This is a genomic window from Comamonas halotolerans (genome assembly GCF_030162935.1).
Lineage (GTDB): Bacteria > Pseudomonadota > Gammaproteobacteria > Burkholderiales > Burkholderiaceae_C > Comamonas > Comamonas halotolerans.
Window position 1 is genome coordinate 78386 of sequence record NZ_JASAUZ010000004.1, and the last position, 19032, is coordinate 97417.

Sequence of the window (19032 nt, forward strand, 5' to 3'; positions counted from 1 at the left end):
TAATTAGTCTTGATTCGTGTCATGAAGCTGAGCTTTCCCTGACCATGGGCTTTTGCCGCATTGCCACAATCATGTTGCTACGCAACAATTGGTGCATAACGATGCAAGCCACCCAGCGTTTGCCAGCCATAAGGAAGACAAGCATGAGTTCAACGCCTTTTGGGAACCCTGATTCGCAGCTGTTCCAACAGTTTTTTGCAGAACAATGGGCCAAGGCCTTGGCTGCATTTCCTCAGTCCTCGCCGGATGGTGCGCAGTCAACTGCCTTGCAGTTTGATGCCACCAAGCTTCAAGCTTTGCAACAGGAATATGTGCAATCAGCAACCAGGTTGTGGTCTCAAGGGCTGACAGCTAATCCTATCTTGAATGATAGGCGCTTTGGCGGTGACGCTTGGCAGAGCAATCCATTGGCTGCCTTGACGGCTTCCAGCTATTTGCTCAATGCAAAAGCCCTGACAGGCATGGCAGATGCCATTCAAGCGGATGCCAAAACACGTCAGCGCATCCGTTTTGCGGTGGAGCAGTGGGTCGCTGCCATGTCACCCAGCAACTATCTGGCCTTGAATCCTGAAGCCCAGCAAAAAGCGATTGATACCAAAGGCGAAAGTCTGGCCAAAGGCATTCAGAACCTGTTGCATGACATGGAGCAGGGACATGTGTCGATGACGGATGAGCGCGTCTTTGAGGTGGGCAAAAACGTGGCGACCACTGAGGGTGCCGTAGTCTATGAAAATGAAATTTTTCAACTCATTGAATACAAACCGCTGACCACCAAGGTGCATGAGCGGCCTTTCTTGCTCGTGCCGCCTTGCATCAACAAGTACTACATCCTGGATTTGCAGCCTGAAAATTCTCTGATTCGCTACGCTGTCAGCCAGGGACACCGCACTTTTGTGGTCAGCTGGCGCAATCCGGATGCCTCCATGGCGCAACTGACATGGGATGACTACATCGAAAATGCCGTGATTCGCGCTATTGAGGTGACGCAGGAGATTGGCCCGACTGAACAGATCAACACATTGGGTTTTTGTGTGGGCGGCACCATGCTGACTACAGCTTTGGCTGTATTGGCGGCCCGGAATGTACATCCCGTTGCCAGTGCCACCTTGCTGACGACATTGGTTGATTTCAGCGACACAGGTGTTCTGGATGTCTTTATCGATGAGGCTTTTGTCCAGATGCGAGAGTTGCAAATGGGCAAGAGCGGCCTGCTCAAAGGTCAGGAGCTGGCCTCCACCTTTAGCTTTCTGCGCCCAAACGAGTTGGTCTGGAATTATGTGGTGGGCAATTATTTGAAAGGTGAAACACCGCCACCTTTTGATTTGCTTTACTGGAACAGCGACGCAACCAATTTACCCGGACCGTGGTATGCCTGGTACTTGCGCAATATGTACCTTGAGAACAATCTGGTGAAACCTGGACAGTTGACTGTGTGCGGTCAGGCTGTTGATGTGGGAGCAGTTGATCTGCCTTTGTACATCTATGGTTCGCGCGAGGATCACATTGTGCCGATCACAGCTTCGTATGCGGCAACCCAGGTCCTGGCAGGTGAAAAGCGCTACGTCATGGGCGCGTCCGGTCATATTGCAGGAGTGATCAATCCTCCTGCCAAGAAAAAACGCAGTCACTGGATTCGTCCTGACGGTGCACTTCCTGCAACGCACTTGCAGTGGTTGCAGGGGGCCGACGAATTGCCTGGCAGTTGGTGGGATGACTGGTCGCAATGGCTCAGTGGTCATGCTGGCAAAAAAATTGCAGCGCCTAAACGCTATGGCAAGGGCAGCACATACAAGGCCATCGAGGATGCACCAGGGCGCTACGTGCGGCAAAAGGCATAGCCGGGCATAAAGGACATATTCGCTTTTACTTTTACAACGGCAAGGTGAGGTTACACAGAGAACCTGCGCTGTAAACCATCCAGTTAACTACGAGGGAGATAGAACATGGAAGACATCGTCATTGTTTCAGCAGTACGTACCCCAGTGGGTAAATTCGGGGGAAGCTTGGCAAAGGTGCCTGCCGTCGACCTGGGGGCAATTGTGATCAAGGAAGCACTGCAACGCGCCAAGGTGGGGCATGATCAGGTGGGCGAGGTCATTATGGGGCAGGTACTTGCTGCTGGCGTTGGTCAGAATCCGGCACGTCAAGCCATGATGAAGGCAGGGGTAGCCAAAGAAACCCCAGCGCTGACCATCAATGCGGTTTGTGGCTCAGGTCTGAAAGCGGTCATGCTGGCAGCACAGGCTGTTGCTACAGGTGATAGCGAAATTGTGGTTGCCGGTGGTCAAGAGAATATGAGCTTGTCGCCCCATGTGCTGAACGGCTCACGCGATGGTCAGCGCATGGGTGACTGGAAAATGCAGGACACCATGATCGTTGATGGTCTGTGGGACGTTTACAACCAGTACCACATGGGCATCACGGCAGAAAATGTGGCCAGAGAAAACGAAATCTCGCGTTTACAGCAAGATGAGCTGGCGATTGGTAGCCAGCAAAAAGCGGCAGCGGCCCAGGATGCAGGCAAGTTCAAGGACGAAATCGTTCCTGTGGTGATTCCACAGCGCAAAGGTGAGCCTGTAGTGTTTGATGCTGACGAGTACATCAATCGCAAGACCAGTCTGGAAGCGCTGGGAGGGCTGAGACCAGCTTTTGACAAGTCAGGCTCGGTGACGGCGGGGAACGCTTCGGGCATCAACGACGGCGCAGCTGCGGTCGTGGTGATGTCGGCGTCCAAAGCCAAAGCCATGGGACTGACGCCATTGGCAACTATCAAGGCCTATGCAACCAGCGGCCTGGATCCTGCCACCATGGGTATGGGCCCTGTTTTTGCTACTCGTAAAGCGTTGGATCGCGCGGGCTGGCAAGTGGCTGATGTGGATTTGTTTGAACTCAACGAAGCGTTTGCTGCCCAGGCTTGTGCTGTCAACAAGGTGTTGGAGATTGACGCTGCCAAGGTCAATGTCAATGGTGGAGCGATTGCTATTGGACACCCCATTGGGGCGTCAGGTTGCCGTGTTTTGGTGACCTTGCTGCATGAAATGCAGCGTCGTGATGCCAAAAAGGGCGTGGCGGCATTGTGTATCGGCGGTGGTATGGGGGTGGCGCTGGCGGTAGAGCGCTGAGTGCATGGCATGCATGCAGCCGTGGTTGTATGCATGTCTCCAAGGGTTCACCACATCGTGGAAGAGCTGCCTTTAACGTAGAGTCTTTTAAATAGATTCAATTAGAGCAATTACATCAGGAGATAGTGAATGACTCAGAAAATTGCATATGTCACAGGGGGAATGGGCGGAATTGGTACCGCTATTTGCCAGCGGCTTCACGATGATGGTTTCAAAGTGATTGCGGGTTGCGGCCCTACCCGTGACTATCAAAAGTGGCTTGACGAGCAAAAAGCACTGGGCTACGTTTTCCACGCCTCCGTGGGTAATGTAGGTGAGTGGGATTCAACGGTGGAAGCTTTTGGCCAAGCCAAACAGACCCATGGCGCTATTGACGTATTGGTCAACAACGCGGGGATCACGCGAGATCGCATGTTCCTGAAGATGACGCCCGAGGATTGGCAGGCAGTGATCGAAACCAACCTGAACTCCATGTTCAACGTCACCAAGCAGGTGGTAGGCGACATGGTGGAAAAAGGCTGGGGCCGCATCATCAACATCAGTTCGGTTAACGGTGCCAAAGGTCAAGCTGGTCAGACCAACTACTCGGCAGCCAAAGCAGGCATGCATGGTTTCACTATGGCTTTGGCGCAAGAGTTGGCGAGCAAAGGAGTGACGGTGAATACGGTCAGTCCTGGCTATATTGGCACTGACATGGTCAGGGCCATTCGCCAAGATGTGTTGGACAAGATCGTAGGCACAATTCCTGTGAAACGACTGGGTGAGCCCAAGGAGATCGCTTCCATCGTGTCGTGGTTGGCATCTCAGGAAGGTGGCTATTCAACAGGAGCAGATTTCTCTGTGAATGGTGGATTGCACATGCATTAAGCGGCTTGTGTCAGCGCTGGATGTAAAAAGCCCGCAAAAGCGGGCTTTTTTACAGGGTGAAGGTTTATTCAAAGACCGTCTGAAGTTTCACTGCTCTGCCATCCATATTGCAGAGCCTGCATTTACAGACGAGAAGGTGCGCGTTTGCGATCGCGTTCGTCTTCAGGCCAGACAGAAAAAATTGCTTGGGTTTGCATAGCTTTCACTCCTTTGCTTCTTCAACGATTGCTTTGCCATATGCGTTGACGCTGGATGTGCAAGCGTCTGCATGAATTGTTCAAAGCTGTATCCGTATAAGAAGTTCTTAAAAACAAAGCCCGCCTAAAGGTGAGCGGGCTCAGTGGCTGCCAGCAGAAGCTAGCAGCTAAAAAATTCAGGCGAGCAGGGGGGTGCGTTTGCGATCACGTTCGTCTTCAGGCCAAATAGAAAAGATGGTATTCATGGTGGTATCAGTTCCTTGTGTGTTCTTCAACGCTGCTCGTGAAACATTGGTTGACAGAACTTCCAAATTTTTTTGCTTGGGCTTAGATGCGGACAGGAGCGCGTTTGCGGTCGCGCTCATCTTCAGGCCAAACAGTCAGAACAGAGATGGTTTTCATGGGGATGTTCTCCTTATGTAAGAGAAACAACGTGACGGATCTGAACAACGTTGACAGTCAAAAGTAAAAAAATGCACGGTTTTTATGGGGCTGTTCTGCGGGTCAAGAGACCGTATCTAATTGCCTAGAATGAAGTGTTTTGCAGCTTTGGAATCAGCCCGCTTGCAGTGTGGATGGAGTGCTTGGCATGTCTTGGGATTTGTGGCTTCTATATGTGTCTTTGGCGACTGCGGTGATCGTTTCGCCAGGTCCATCGGCGTTACTTTGTGTTTCACATGGAGTCAGCCATGGAGCGCGTAAGACTGTGGCGACCATCGTCGGAGGGATTACTGCCTCAATGACTTTGATGTTGCTCTCTGCGCTTGGTCTGGGTGCAGTGATTGCAGCATCTGATACTTTGTTTCATGCAATCAAATGGGCAGGCGCTGCCTATCTGGTGTATTTGGGGATCAGCACTTGGCGCAGCAAGCCTGAGAGAGCTGAGCCTGACGAGGTCGACATTGTGGTGGCTTCATTGCCGGAGCCTTCTGCGGGAGCAGTGTCTGGTACCACCTGGAAGCAGCTTTACCGTAAAGGCTTCATGGTGGGTATTGGCAATCCGAAAGACCTACTGTTTTTCAGCGCCTTGTTCCCTCAGTTCATGAATCCTGCCGAGGCGATTGCTGCGCAACTGATCATCCTGGGCGTGACCTGGATGATGCTGGATGGCACCATCATGTTTGCTTATGCCGTCTGTGGTTCCAAAGTCATTGCGCGTATGGGACGTGGTGGTGTGGGCCGCTGGTTTCAGCGTGTGACAGGCGGCGCATTCATTGCTGCCGGTGGTGCACTGGCGGCATCTAACCGCTGAGCGTAGCGAATACGCGCACCTCGCTGTTCGTTTTATCGAACAGCGAGCAAGTCAGTTGGGCCTCTTGTGGGCGATCTGGGCTGGGGCAGATATTGCTGCGCTTGAAAATTGGAGATAGCAGATAGCAGATAGCAGATAGCAGATAGCAGATAGCAGATAGCAGATAGCAGATAGCAGATAGCAGATAGCAGATAGCAGATAGCAGATAGCAGATAGCAGATAGCAGATAGCAGAGGCCTAGCTGATCAAGCCTGCAGCTTGTGAAAGCTGCTCGATTTCCTCGCTCAACTCCAACCAACGCTCTTCCAGCATATCCAGCTCATCGCCCACAATTTTCAGGCGCTTACCTGCTTCGGCAATTTCTGCGGGGGGAATTGGTGTTGCCAGCTTTTCTTCCAGTTGCGCTCTTTCTGTAGACAGCGCTGCCATCTTTTTATCAACCTGTTCCAGTTCCTTTTTTAAAGGCCTGGTTTTTTCGCTGAGTTGCTGGCGTGCTGCTGCAGCAAGTTTGCGGGCTTCTCGCTGATCGACAACTGGAGCTGCTTGTGTTGAAACAGGTGAATGAATGACTACCTGCTGCAATTGGGCTTGCTTGGCTTCTTCGCGCAAGCGCTTGGACTCATCCAGCAGGTAGCGCTGGTAGTCGTCCAGGTCGCCATCGAATGGCCCCACAACGCCACGCCCGACCATCCAGAAGTCCTCGCACACGGCACGCAACAGGTGGCGGTCGTGCGAGACCAGCATCACCGTACCGTCAAAGTCATTGATGGCCATGGCCAACGCTTCCCGAGTTGCAAGATCCAGGTGGTTGGTGGGCTCGTCCAACAGCAACAGGTTGGGGCGCTGCCAGACGATCATGGCTAGCACCAAGCGGGCTTTTTCTCCGCCACTCATGCTTCCAACGGTTTGCTTGACCATGTCACCGCTGAAGTTGAAAGTGCCTAACCAGTTGCGCAAATCTTGCTCGCGGCTGGCAGCTGGCGCATCAGCACCCAGATCCTTGGCAAGGCGCGTCATATGTTGCAGCGGATTTTCGTCGGGGCGTAGCACGTCCAGTTCCTGCTGGGCAAAGTAACCTATGTTCAGCCCCTTGCCTTCGGTGATCTTGCCTGCCAGCGCGCCCATTGTGCGTGCAATGGTTTTGACCAGAGTCGATTTGCCCTGGCCATTGGCACCCAGGATACCGATACGCTGGCCGGCAAGCACAGAGCGGTTCACACCACGCAAGATCACGGTTTCATTGCCGGCTTCATCCTTGTAACCAAAGCTGGCATCGGAAATTGCCAGCATGGGATTGGGCAGGTTGTTAGGTTCTTTGAATTCGAAGGTGAACTCAGCATCTGCCAGCACGGGGGCCACTTTTTCCATGCGTTCAATCTGCTTCATGCGGCTTTGCGCCTGCTTGGCCTTCGTAGCTTTGGCTTTGAAGCGGTCAATGAACTTTTGCAGGTGTGCAATCTTGTCTTGCTGCTTGTCGAAAGCTGATTGCTGTAGTTCCAAATGCTGGGCATGCAGCTCTTCAAATTTGCTGTAGTTGCCACCGTAACGTGTGATCTGGCCGCTCGCAAGGTTCAGTGTGACACTGGTCACTGCATCCAGAAACTCTCGGTCGTGCGAGATCACAATCATGGTGCCGGGATAGCGGTTGAGCCACGCTTCCAGCCAGACCAGTGCATCCAAGTCCAGGTGGTTGGTGGGTTCGTCCAAGAGCAGCAAGTCGGAGGGGCACATCAGCGCACGGGCCAGTTGAAGGCGCATGCGCCAGCCACCAGAGAAGCTGTTGACCGGGTGTTCCAATTCACTGGTCTTGAAGCCCAGACCCAGAATCAATGCCTGCGCGCGTGCAGTGGCATCGTGGGCGCCTGCATCTTGCAAGTCGGCATGGGCTTGGGCAATCGCCATGCCATCACCAGAGGTTTCGGCAGCTTGTAGGCGTGCTTGTACTTCCGACAGTCGGGTATCGCCATCCAGCACGAACTGGGTGGCTGATTCTTCGGTTTCAGGCATGTGCTGGGCAACCTGTGCCATGCGCCATGTCGGAGGAATGAAAAAGTCACCACTGTCTTCGTGCAGCGTGCCGTTCAGCAATGCGAACAGTGATGATTTGCCAGCCCCGTTACGGCCAACCAAGCCGACATGCTCGCCGGGGTTGATGGTGGCATTGACGCTGTCGAGCACTACTTTGGTGCCGCGGCGCAGGGTGACGTTTTTCAGGGTAATCATCGACTGTCTAAGAAAAAAGCACACCCGCAGAGGTTGCCCATCGTGCGGGTAAAAAATCAGATAGGGTGAGGCCTCACAGCATCCAGCGGGTTATTGTGCCGTGCGTTGGGCTTGGGCGAGCAGCTCCTGCTTGGTGACCAGCAACACGGCGTCTTCGCCCACGCTGGTGTCCAGCCAGTAGACCAGCATTTCGGGGAATGCGGCTTCAAAGAAAGGGCGTTCATTGCCGATTTCCAGAACCAGGACTGCATCATCATTCATGCATGCAGGGGCATCGGCAAACAGTTGGCGTATGAAGTCCATGCCATCCATACCACCGGCAAGAGCCAGTGCAGGCTCTGCCAGATATTCGGCAGGAAGTTTGGACATGCTGTCAGCGTTCACATACGGAGGGTTGCACAAAATCAGATCCCAGGGGCCTGGGACTTTGGACAACCCATCGGTCTCTACCAAGGTGACACGGTCTTGCAGGCCGTGTTTGTCTACATTGATGCGAGCTACGGCCAGTGCATCGGTGGATAAGTCTCCTCCGGTCACATGAACTTCGGGGTAGGCCATGGCAGCCAAGCAGGCCAGAGAGCCATTGCCGGTGCACAGATCCAGTACGTTCTTGGTTTTGTCCGAGAGAAAGTGGTCAATGCTTCCATCAGCCAACAATTCCGCAATAAAACTGCGCGGCACAATGGAGCGCTCATCAATGTAGAACGGCACACCCATGAGCCATGCTTCATTGGTGAGATAGGCCGCAGGTTTGCGTGTGTCTATACGTTCTTTGAAAAGCCTGGCAACCTGAGCTTGCTGTTCAGGTGTCACGGCTTGGTTTTCCACAGACTCTTCTTCATTGCCCAAAGGGGCATCAATAGGCAAATCCAGCTTCCACAGCACCAGCCAGATGGCTTCTTCTTCGGCATTTGCAGTGCCATGCCCAAAGCCTACGCCTGCCTGTTCCAGGCATTGGGTACCGCTTGCAATCAGCTCACCAACAGTGCAGCCATGGGGGAGGGTGTAAGCATGGCTCATGCTGCTGCACCTTGTTCTAGGTTGGAGGTTTGCAAGCGTGTATGCAGGTTGACCAGCATGCGGCGGTAGATGTTTTTCAGTGGCTCCACATCAGCGACAAAGATATGCTCGTCAATTTTGTGGATGGTGGCATTGGGAGGGCCCAGCTCAATCACTTGTGAGCAGACCTTGGCAATGAAACGGCCATCGCTGGTGCCGCCGGTGGTGGATAACTCGGTCTCCAGGCCCGTTTCAGCGCGGATGGCTTGTTGCGCTGCCTCCACGAGGTCACCGGGCGTGGTCAAAAAGGGTTCTCCAGACAGACTCCAGGTCAGGTCGTATTCCAGGGCGTGCTTGTCCAATACCGATTTGACCCGCTGTTTCAGGCTTTCTGCCGTGTTTTCCGAGCTGTAGCGGAAGTTGAAGTCAATCACGACTTCACCAGGTATTACATTGGACGCTCCGGTGCCACCGTGAATATTGCTGATTTGCCAGCTGGTGGGTGGAAAAAAGTCGTTGCCCTTGTCCCACTCGATACTGGCCAATTCGGTCAGCGCCGGAAGGGCTTGGTGAATGGGGTTGCGTGCCAGCTGCGGATATGCAATATGGCCCTGAACGCCTTCCACGGTCAGGCGGCCGCCGAGAGAGCCTCGACGGCCATTTTTGATCATGTCTCCGGTTTGTTTGACAGCAGTGGGCTCACCCACAATGCACCAGTCCATGGGCTCTTGGCGCGCTTGTAATGCTTGCACCACAATTTTGGTGCCATCATGCCCGGGGCCTTCTTCATCGCTGGTCAGCAAGAAAGCAATATCCAGTGGTGTTTCTCGGTTTTCTGCCAGGAACTCCTCCACGGCAACCACAAAGGCGGCAATTGAAGTCTTCATGTCGCTGGCACCGCGACCAAACAGCTTGCCGTCATGGTAGGTCGGTGTAAAAGGCGGATGTGACCATTGAGCGGCAGGCCCAGTGGGCACCACATCCGTGTGGCCGGCAAATATCAGGGTTTTGGCGCTGGCTTGCCCGGTGCGGCGTACGGCCCAGAGATTGTGTACCCGAAATGTGTCCGGGCCGCCGTCCATGCGTTCGCATTGGAAGCCCAATGTGCCCAAACGCTCTGCGAGCAGTTCCAGACAACCCGCGTCTTCTGGTGTGATGGAGGGGCGGCTGATCAGTTGCTCAGCCAGTTGCAGGGTGCGAGACATGAGAGAAATCCAAGTGGGGCTGCACGCTCGGTGCAGCCGACCCCCAGGTCTGCACCTGGGGTTTTATGTTTTAGGGCCAGTGTTCAGCAACATTTCGCCAAACTCAGGCAGGGCCGGTATGAGCTCTTGAATCGCTGGTGATGCTGCTTGCACAGTCTTGACCGGAGCGATGCTTTGAGGCGCATTTTGCAGGCGCCACATCAAGTTGGTGGGAGAGTCTGCATTGGCCAAGCCTTCATCACGGTCAATTGTGCCATTGCTGATGAGCTCTGCCAGGGCTTCTTCAAAGGTTTGCGAGCCTTGGGCCATGGACTTTTCCATGCTGTCGCTCACACCGGAGAAGTCGCCTTTCTCTATCAGTTCGGATACCAGCTTGGTGTTGAGAAGCACTTCCACGGCAGGGACGCGATGTCCAGAGGGAGTGCGCAGCAAGCGCTGAGTGACGATTGATTTGAGTGACGAGGACAAATCTCCCAGCATGGTGGCGCGAACCTCCACAGGGTAGAAACTCAAAATACGGTTGAGTGCGTGGTAACTGTTGTTGCCGTGCAGAGTGGCTAAGACCAGGTGGCCGGATTGTGAATACGAAATGGCTGCTGACATGGTTTCTCGATCACGGATCTCACCAATCAAGATCACATCTGGTGATTGCCGCAGTGCATTTTTCAGTGCAACCTGCAGTGATTGCGTATCGCTGCCCACCTCACGCTGGTTGACAATGGAGCGCTTGTTGCGGAACTGGAACTCGATAGGGTCTTCAATCGTGAGTATGTGGCCGGATTTGTGTTCGTTGCGATGGTCAATCATTGCAGCGAGCGTGGTGCTTTTGCCTGAACCTGTAGCACCGACAACCAAGATCAGTCCACGCTTTTGCAAGATCAAACTTTCCAGAATGGGAGGAAGGTTTAGATCCTTGAGCATCGGTACCTGCTGGGAAATAAATCGAACCACCACTGCAATAGAGCCGCGTTGGCGCATGGCACTGATACGAAAGCGACCCACACCTTTGAGTGGAACTGCCAGATTGAGCTCACCGGATTCAAGCAATGATTCCATGGCCTGGGGGGACACTACTTCGGAAAGCAATGCGCGCGGTGCATCGGGAGGCAGCAACTGGTTGTTGATGGGGATGCATTCACCATCTATTTTGATCAGTGCAGGCGAATTGGCAGACAGGTAAACGTCAGATGCTTTTTTCTCAGCCATCAAACGCAGAATGCGTTGCATCATGCTCATGCGCTAAACCTTGTTGTAGTGTTTGAAAACTCGCGAATCCCTCGCTTTGGCAAGTCTGCCGCAAAAAGAAGCAAAAAAAAGCCGGACAATTTGTCCGGCATCAGAGGTGAATCAACTGGTTATCAATCGCGCAGCAGATCGTTCAGGCTCGTTGTCGAGCGGGTCTTGGCATCCACGGTTTTCACAATGATGGCGGCGTACATGGAGTAGTCCTTGCCGTCTTTGGTCTTCTTGGGCAGATTGCCAGAAACCACCACCGAACCAGCAGGCACGCGACCATAAGTGATCTCGCCAGTCTCACGGTTGAAGATAGGTGTGGACTGACCGATATACACACCCATGGAGATCACGGAGTTCTCTTCGACGATAACGCCCTCGACCACTTCAGAGCGCGCGCCGATGAAACAGTTATCTTCGATGATGGTTGGATTGGCTTGAAGAGGCTCGAGCACGCCACCCAGGCCCACGCCGCCAGAGAGGTGAACGTTTTTGCCAACTTGTGCGCATGAGCCCACAGTGGCCCAGGTGTCGACCATGGTGCCTTCATCCACATAAGCGCCAATGTTCACGTAAGAAGGCATCAAAATGGCGCCCCTGGCAATGAAGGAGCCACGGCGGGCCACGGCAGGGGGCACCACGCGCACACCAGTCGCGGCGATTTCGGTTTCCGTCATGCCTTCGTACTTTGTGGGGACTTTGTCGAAGAAATTCAGGTCGCCAGATGAGATCAGCTTGTTGTCATTGAGGCGGAAGGACAGGAGCACCGCTTTTTTGAGCCACTGATGAACAGTCCATTGACCTACGCCTTCGCGAGAAGCAACTCGCAATGTGCCATTGTTCAATGCGTTGAGTGCGAACTCAACAGCCTCAACCACTTCCTTGGGCGCAGCCTTGGCGGAGATTTCCGCACGGTTTTCCCAGGCTTGGTCGATGATTTGCTGCAGTTGTTGGGTCATAACAGTGATTTACTTGACGTTCTTTTGAATGAAATCCGCGATGCGCTGAGCTGCCTCGACGCACTCAGCCGTCTCTGCCACAAGAGCCAGACGTACACGTTGCGCACCGGGGTTGTGTCCTTGCACATTTCGTGCCAGATAGCTTCCAGGCAGCACGGTCACATGGCTTTGCGCGAACAACTCGCGTGCAAACTCGGTTTCGCTCATACCCAGGGCATCGGGGATGCGTGGCCAGAGATAGAAGCTGGCGTCGGGCAGACGCACATCCATCACTGGTGAGAGAATTGGCATCACTGCAGCGAATTTCTCTTTGTATAGCGCGCGATTGTGAGCCACATGGGCTTCATCGGACCAAGCCGCAATTGATGCGTGCTGAATGGGCAACCCCATGGCTCCACCGTGGTAGGTTCGGTAGAGTAAAAAAGACTTGAGCAAACGCGCATCGCCAGCAACAAAGCCACTGCGCAGGCCTGGCACATTGCTGCGTTTGGACAGGCTGGTGAAAGCCACAAGATTGCGAAAATCTTCACGACCTAGCTGCGACGCTGCTTCCAGACCACCCAGAGGCGCTTCTTCGCGGAAATAGATTTCGCTGTAGCACTCATCCGAGGCGATCACAAAGCCATAGCGATCAGACAGCTCGAACAGCTTCTTCCATTCGCTCAGTGGCATCACGGCTCCGGTGGGATTGCCGGGTGAACAGACATACATCAACTGGGTTTTCGCCCAGACATCGACAGGCACACTGTCCCAATCCACGGCAAAGTTGCGTGCAGGGTCGCTGGAGACGAAATAAGGCTGAGCCCCTGCAAGTAGTGCCGCACCTTCGTAGATTTGATAGAAGGGGTTGGGGCACAAAACCGTCGCACCTGCTTGCGTGGGATCAATCACGGTCTGGGCGAACGAGAACAATGCTTCACGCGAGCCATTAACGGGCAAAATTTGCGTGGCAGCGTCCACATTGATGTGGTAGCGGCGCTGAAGCCAATCACTGCATGCATGGCGCAAATGCGCATCGCCCGCGGTAGCTGGGTAAGTGGCCAAGCCTGCGAGGTTGTCAGTCAGACTGGTCTGAATGAAGGGGGGCGTTTCGTGCCGGGGCTCACCAATGCCCAAGCTGATGTGGCGCAGTTGTGCAGGTGGTGTGACTCCCGCAAGCAGTTGGCGCAGCCGTTCAAAGGGGTAAGGCTGAAGTTGTTGGAGCAGCGGATTCATGATCCAAATATTATGTGCCGAGATTCAGCCTCGTAGCTGATCTTTATGCGTAATTTCATTGGAATGCATGCAGGGATTGCATGAATGTCGCGCTGACTTGCGTACAGATTACATCTGCTCCTAGGAAAAATCCGGGGATAGCCATGAATGCGCCCACGGTAAAAACCTTTTGATACAAATTCAAAAGGAGAGTGGAGCATGCAAAGTCCAATGCAATGGGTGCTCAGCCGCTGCAGTTTGGCCAGCAAGCTGGGGTTTGTGGCCTTCAATGCCTTGTTTGTGATGAGCGGCGTGTGGGTGGTCGCCCATTCAGAATGGAGTGCTGCAACCACTGCCGGCCTGGCTTTCTTGGGCGGAGCTTGGTTTTTGTACGTTCTCTACGGTGTTTATCAAAACATTCGAAGTGAAATGAAGCGGCTGCTTGATGCCATGGGCCATGCGGCGCAAGGTAATCTCACACACCGCATTTCGGCACGCAGCAAAGATGAATGGGGCGTGATGGCATCCTTGCTGGACAGCATGGTGGTGTCGCTGTCGAGCATGGTGGCAGAAATTCGCAGCAATGCGGCCTTGGTGGCTCAAGCAGGGCAGGTACTTACGCACGACAACCGTGCTTTGGCCGAACTCACCGAGCATCAGGCCTGCAATATGGCACAAACGGTGGTGAGTGTGGAACAGGTTACGACCTTGATACAGAACAACAACGAGGCTGCGCTGGCGGCAGATCGTTTTACCCATCAGTTGCGCCAAGTGGTGGAGCAGGGTAGCGGCGTGATGGAGCAAGCCGTGTACTCTGTGGAGAGTATCGAGCGTGGGGCCGGGCGTATGTCAGAAATCATCGGTGTAATAGATGGCATTGCCTTTCAGACGAATATATTGGCCTTGAATGCAGCGGTGGAAGCTGCACGTGCTGGAGAGCAAGGTCGGGGTTTTGCAGTTGTAGCTTCTGAAGTGCGTAGCCTGGCGCAACGTGCATCGGAGGCAGCCAAGGAAATTCGAAGCTTGATTGAGGCTTCTGTGCAGCAGGTGAGCAGCAGCACGCGCCTGATACGACAGGCTGGCACTGGCATGCAGCAAGCAGCCGATGGCATTCGGTCGGTGGCGCATCATGTAGAGGCCATCTCGCAGACAGGCAATGTCCAGGATACAAGCTTGCAGCAGGTCAATATTGCTGTGCACGACATTGACAAAGTCACACAAGAAAATGCGCGTATGGTGCGCAATGTGGTGTACGAGGCACAGGCGCTTGAACAACGCGCCGCCACGTTGTCGGCCTCTGTGGAACGCTTTTGCTTGCTGCAAGGCACAGCTGATGAGGCGGTGGCCATGGTTCAGCGCGCGCAAGCCTTGCGTCGCATGGGGATGCCTCTGAAAAAATATTGGCAGGCCTTGACGGACCCCCAGCAGCCCTTTCATGACAGGGACATGTATGTTTTTGTTCTGGACGCCGCAGGACGTTATCTGGCTTTTGGTGGCAATGCCGCCAAATGCGGCACCCAGGTCCAAGATGTGCCCGGCGTGGATGGCGATGCCCTGCTTGCAGCCATTGTGGCGCAGGCGGAGCAGGGTGCGGGCTGGGTCGAATACGACATTACCAACCCTCTGACAGGCAAGCTGCAATCCAAGATGTCTTACGTGTGCAAGCAGGACGGCGTGTACCTGGGTTGCGGTGTGTACAAGAGCTTTGCCGGATGAAGCATCCGGCTTCACTGCTTGCGCAAGCCGCGCGCTTTGGCCAATGCTGCGGCAATGGCGGCTTTTTTGTCAGGTGGCGCTGCGGGAGCTGATGCTGTGGCCTGCGCATTCGCAGGCTCTGCCTGAATAGACTGGGTGCGCTGTTTGTGGGCTTCGTAGCGTTGCCGGGCGTGAGCGGCCTGTTCTTGCGACCACGCATCCCAGCCAGTTCGAGTGCCGCTTACTACGTCCAGCTCAATGCAATCGACCGGACACACCGGGATGCACAGCTCGCATCCCGTGCAGTGCTGCGCAATCACCGTATGCATCAGCTTGTTGGCTCCGAGAATGGCATCGGTCGGACAAGCCTTGATACACAGCGTGCATCCGATGCACCAGTTCTCATCAATGCGTGCCAGCGTCAGCGGACCTTCAATCCCGAATTTTCGATTGAGCGAAGTCGATTCGCGCCCTGTGATGGCCGCCAACCGTGCTATGCCCTCTTCACCACCGGGAGGGCATTGGTTGATGGGGGCACCCTCATTGGCAATGGCCTGTGCATAGCTGGCGCAATCGGGGAAACCACAACGTTGGCACTGCGTTTGAGGCAGTGCGGCATCAATGGAAAAAGCCAGTCCGGTCAGGGCTGGCTTGCTGGAAAACTCAGGCATGCAGTCTAGCGTGAATCAGATCAGCGCTTTTTCCGGGAGATGGGCGCTGGCTTGGTGGTGTTGGGAGATATGGGGGCTGAGTGTCGCGCAACTTCAGGAGCAGTGTTTGTCGCTGACACCAATTCCCCTTCGTTTGCAGCCGTCGAGCTGCCGGATGCTTCCCATTGGTGGTGCGCGTAAATAAATCCTCGCACCTTGGGATACACCATATCGCGCCAGCGGCGACCGCTGAAGATGCCGTAATGGCCAGCACCCATCACGTCATATTGCAGGCGCATGTTCGACGGAATATTGGCGCACAAATCTTGCGCAGCATGGGTTTGGCCCGATCCTGAGATATCGTCCAACTCACCCTCAATGGTGAAGAGTGCGGTTGTTTGTATGTCCTGAGGCCTGACGCGCTCAAGCTGGCCTTCTGGCGAACGAACATCCCATGTTCCATGAACGAGCTTGAACTCCTGAAATACAGTCTGAATTGTTTCCAGATAGTAATTCGCATCCATGTCCAGTACAGCGTTGTACTCATCGTAGAACTTGCGATGTTGCTCCGCGCTGGCATCGTCGCCTTTGACCAGATTCTTGAAATAGTCGTAATGGCTGCTGGCGTGGCGGTCAGGGTTCATGGCCACAAAGCCTGTGTACTGTAAAAAACCTGGATAGACGCGGCGACCAGCACCTGGGTAGTTTTCTGGCACGCGGTGAATCACATTGTTCTCAAACCACTCATAGCTGCGTTGCGTAGCCAAGTTGTTGACGTCGGTGGGTGATTTGCGTGCATCGATAGGTCCCCCCATCATGGTCATGCTCAAGGGAGTGGTCTCGCCGCGGCTGGCCATCAGGGAAATGGCCGCCAGCACTGGTACGGTTGGCTGGCACACGCTGATGACATGGCAGTTTCCATACTGCTTTTGCAGATAGCGAATGAATTCCTGCACGTAATTGATGTAATCGTCCAGGTGAAATTCGCCGTCCTGTACTGGCACCAAGCGTGCGTTTTTCCAGTCGGTAATGAATACCTTGTGGTCACTGAGCAAGCTTTTGACGGTGTCACGCAGCAAGGTCGCGTAGTGACCAGACAATGGTGCTACAACCAGAACGGGGGGCTGGGTGAGCAGGGCATTGAGTGTCTTGGGATCATCCGAGAAGCGTTTGAAGCGACGTAGCTCACAGAATGGCTTGTCCATCTCGACGCGTTCCATGATGGTGACATTCACACCCTGTACAGGCACCGACTGGATACCAAACTCTGGCTTTTCATAGCCCTTACCCAAGCGGTAAAACAAGTCAAAACCAGCGACTACGCGTTGTGAAAAAGGAGCTTGTGATAAAGGCAGCAGAGGATTGCTATAGAGCTTGGCAGTAGCCTGGGCAAAATCTGCAAAAGGCTCAAGCAGGGCGCGCTGTGTTTCATAGAGCTGGTAGAACATGGGACAGATCCTGTTATGTTGCAGTGCAATATATCAGCATGTTGCAACAAAACGGAACAGCGTTTTTCTGCATGCAAAGTCACGGTGGAGACAATTTTTGATGTGCAATCTCTATAAATTTTGCAGAAATTGATAGCAATCAACCTATAAGTTGTAAAGCTAAAGGGGTAAATTTGAAAGCATTGCATCAAAATGGCTGGCAACAAGTGCCGAGGGCTGGTTTGAAGCACTTTTTTGCTCCATAGCAGCGCTGCACATCAGTTGGTTGCTATGCTTTTTTTAGTTTTGTCAAATTTGGTCAGCTACATTGCTTACATGGCGGGTGTTGGCAATGGTTGAAACCTCGCTTGGCGACAGATGCTTGAGTTTGTGGTCACTCCAGACTTGTCGCCAGCGGCGTGCACCAGGCAGGCCATGACGTAGCCCCAGCATATGGCGGGCAATGCTGTACCAATGTGTGCCGTGTTCCTTCGCTTCTCGCTCCATGTAGGCCACCATGGCATGTTCTACCTGAAGATGCGTTAGCTCAGAGGGAGCGGCACCGAAATACAGCTCGTCCCAGCGCGACATCCACCAGGGGTTGTGATAGGCCTCACGACCCACCATCACACCATCAACTTTTTGCAACTGCGCCTGGACCACATCATCAGTCTTGATGCCGCCGTTGATGGCAATTGTCAGATGCGGAAATTCCTGCTTGAGCTGGGCAACCATTTCATAACGCAGCGGCGGAATATCGCGGTTTTCTTTGGGGGAGAGACCTTGCAACCAGGCATTGCGTGCATGCACGATGAAAACCTCGCACCCTGCTTCCGCGACCGTACCCACAAAATCGCGAACAAAGTCATAGCTTTCAATCTTGTCGACGCCAATGCGGTGCTTGACGGTGACTGGAATGTCTACCATGTCGCGCATGGCCTTGACGCAATCAGCCACCAGACTGGCCTCTTTCATCAGGCAGGCTCCAAACGCGCCGCGCTGGACGCGTTCGCTTGGGCAACCGCAATTCAAGTTGATTTCGTCGTAACCCCAATCCTGGCCAATTTTGGCAGCCTTGGCCAAATCTGCAGGTTCGCTGCCGCCCAGCTGCAAAGCTACAGGGTGCTCTTCTACGTTAAAGCGTAGATGCCGAGCCTGATCACCATAAATCAGGGCGCCCGTGGTGATCATCTCTGTATAGAGGAGGGTGTTTTTGCTCAGCAAACGGTGCAGATAACGGCAATGACGGTCTGTCCAGTCGAGCATGGGGGCTACAGACATGCGCGGATATGGCTTAAGAGTTTTTTTTGATTGCGTTTCTTTTTGATTCATTAGCATTTTCTGCTATCTGTAGCACCGTGTGTAGCACCCTAAAAACGCCTAAAAACCCCGATCTTCCATTGTCAGTGCTACGAACGAGACTTGTAGCACTAGGCATCATGGGAACAATATCGGCAAGAAAGCGTGCGGATGGATATACCGCACACACGGCACAGATTCGCCTTAAAGAGTAAGGCGTTATTGTGCACACAGAAGCGCAGACCTTCATGAAGAAGGCTTTGGCGCAGGCTTGCATGAAACGCTGTGAGGCTGTGCTTGACGAGCTGCGTACAGCTGGTGCTCTCAACCAGGACAAGATAACGGTGGGTGATTTGCGGAATGCCTAAGTCCAGCAGTCTGAGGGTGTTCAGTCCCACAGTGAGCTTGTGCGGATGAAACTAAAGGGGCTTGGATCTTTGCTCCAAGCCTTGCACATGGTCCTGAAGGGTGTTTCAGCGTAATGTTTTCAGGTGATATGCACAAATCCCAGCGCGGTTGCTTCAAACTGCCCACACTTTGGTTTGCAGCATTTTGGGGACAAACGATTAATGTCGAGGTGTTGCAGGCAACGATGCCACGCACTGCGACTGAGCTTGGGAGCGGTACACAATAACTGGCCCATCAAGTCATCTGGCGACGCCCCCGTAGTTTCTGACAGCGATAACTTGACTTCCTGTACAGCACTAAGG

General features: G+C 53.8%; 14 protein-coding genes. 5 read left to right on the plus strand and 9 right to left on the minus strand.

The features are described from left to right. Positions 1-143: 143 nt before the first annotated feature. From QEP11_RS04980 to QEP11_RS04995, 4 genes are all read left to right on the plus strand, one after another. Positions 144-1838 (plus strand): PHA/PHB synthase family protein, encoded by a 1695-nt coding sequence (locus tag QEP11_RS04980; protein WP_284335534.1) that lies wholly within the window; start codon positions 144-146, stop codon positions 1836-1838. A 105-nt stretch (positions 1839-1943) separates the two neighbouring features. After that, positions 1944-3122 carry an acetyl-CoA C-acetyltransferase gene (locus QEP11_RS04985; RefSeq protein WP_284335535.1) on the plus strand — a complete coding sequence of 393 codons (1179 nt, stop codon included), beginning with the start codon at positions 1944-1946 and terminating at the stop codon, positions 3120-3122. A gap of 129 nt (positions 3123-3251) precedes the next feature. Then, the gene (phbB, locus tag QEP11_RS04990) at positions 3252-3989 is read left to right on the plus strand and encodes an acetoacetyl-CoA reductase (protein WP_284335536.1); all 738 of its coding nucleotides are present in this window, start codon (positions 3252-3254) and stop codon (positions 3987-3989) included. Between the two features lie 786 nt (positions 3990-4775). Beyond that, complete coding sequence (locus QEP11_RS04995; protein WP_284335537.1) at positions 4776-5438, plus strand: LysE family translocator; 663 nt, start codon at positions 4776-4778, stop codon at positions 5436-5438. Between the two features lie 237 nt (positions 5439-5675). Here the strand turns inward: QEP11_RS04995 and QEP11_RS05000 are convergent, their stop codons facing one another. The 6 genes from QEP11_RS05000 to dapC all read right to left on the minus strand — a co-directional run bounded on the left by QEP11_RS05000 (position 5676) and on the right by dapC (position 13272). Continuing rightward, entirely contained in the window at positions 5676-7661 is a 1986-nt protein-coding gene (locus tag QEP11_RS05000) for an ATP-binding cassette domain-containing protein (RefSeq protein WP_284335538.1), read from the minus strand. Between the two features lie 90 nt (positions 7662-7751). Beyond that, a complete protein-coding gene (prmB, locus tag QEP11_RS05005) occupies positions 7752-8681 on the minus strand; it encodes a 50S ribosomal protein L3 N(5)-glutamine methyltransferase (RefSeq protein WP_284335539.1) in 930 nt (309 codons plus the stop codon). Then, entirely contained in the window at positions 8678-9865 is a 1188-nt protein-coding gene (dapE, locus tag QEP11_RS05010) for a succinyl-diaminopimelate desuccinylase (RefSeq protein ID WP_284335540.1), read from the minus strand. Before dapE ends, prmB begins: the two co-directional genes overlap by 4 nt. A 63-nt stretch (positions 9866-9928) precedes the next feature. Further along, a complete protein-coding gene (locus tag QEP11_RS05015; protein ID WP_284335541.1) occupies positions 9929-11101 on the minus strand; it encodes a PilT/PilU family type 4a pilus ATPase in 1173 nt (390 codons plus the stop codon). 122 nt (positions 11102-11223) lie between these two features. Further along, positions 11224-12057 carry a 2,3,4,5-tetrahydropyridine-2,6-dicarboxylate N-succinyltransferase gene (dapD, locus tag QEP11_RS05020; RefSeq protein WP_284335542.1) on the minus strand — a complete coding sequence of 278 codons (834 nt, stop codon included), beginning with the start codon at positions 12055-12057 and terminating at the stop codon, positions 11224-11226. Positions 12058-12066: 9 nt separating this feature from the next. Further along, entirely contained in the window at positions 12067-13272 is a 1206-nt protein-coding gene (gene dapC, locus QEP11_RS05025; RefSeq protein WP_284335543.1) for a succinyldiaminopimelate transaminase, read from the minus strand. Positions 13273-13470: 198 nt separating this feature from the next. Here dapC and QEP11_RS05030 point away from each other — a divergent pair, with 198 nt between their 5' ends. Further along, positions 13471-14967, plus strand: a complete 1497-nt coding sequence (locus QEP11_RS05030) for a methyl-accepting chemotaxis protein (RefSeq protein WP_284335544.1) — start codon at positions 13471-13473, stop codon at positions 14965-14967. An 11-nt stretch (positions 14968-14978) separates the two neighbouring features. Here the strand turns inward: QEP11_RS05030 and QEP11_RS05035 are convergent, their stop codons facing one another. The 3 genes from QEP11_RS05035 to dusA all read right to left on the minus strand — a co-directional run bounded on the left by QEP11_RS05035 (position 14979) and on the right by dusA (position 18355). Continuing rightward, entirely contained in the window at positions 14979-15617 is a 639-nt protein-coding gene (locus QEP11_RS05035; RefSeq protein ID WP_284335545.1) for an RnfABCDGE type electron transport complex subunit B, read from the minus strand. A 20-nt stretch (positions 15618-15637) separates the two neighbouring features. Then, positions 15638-17044 (minus strand): polyhydroxyalkanoate depolymerase, encoded by a 1407-nt coding sequence (locus QEP11_RS05040; protein ID WP_284335546.1) that lies wholly within the window; start codon positions 17042-17044, stop codon positions 15638-15640. 288 nt (positions 17045-17332) lie between these two features. Next, on the minus strand, positions 17333-18355 hold the full coding sequence (gene dusA, locus QEP11_RS05045) for a tRNA dihydrouridine(20/20a) synthase DusA (protein ID WP_284335547.1): 1023 nt from the start codon (positions 18353-18355) through the stop codon (positions 17333-17335). Positions 18356-19032 lie beyond the last annotated feature (677 nt).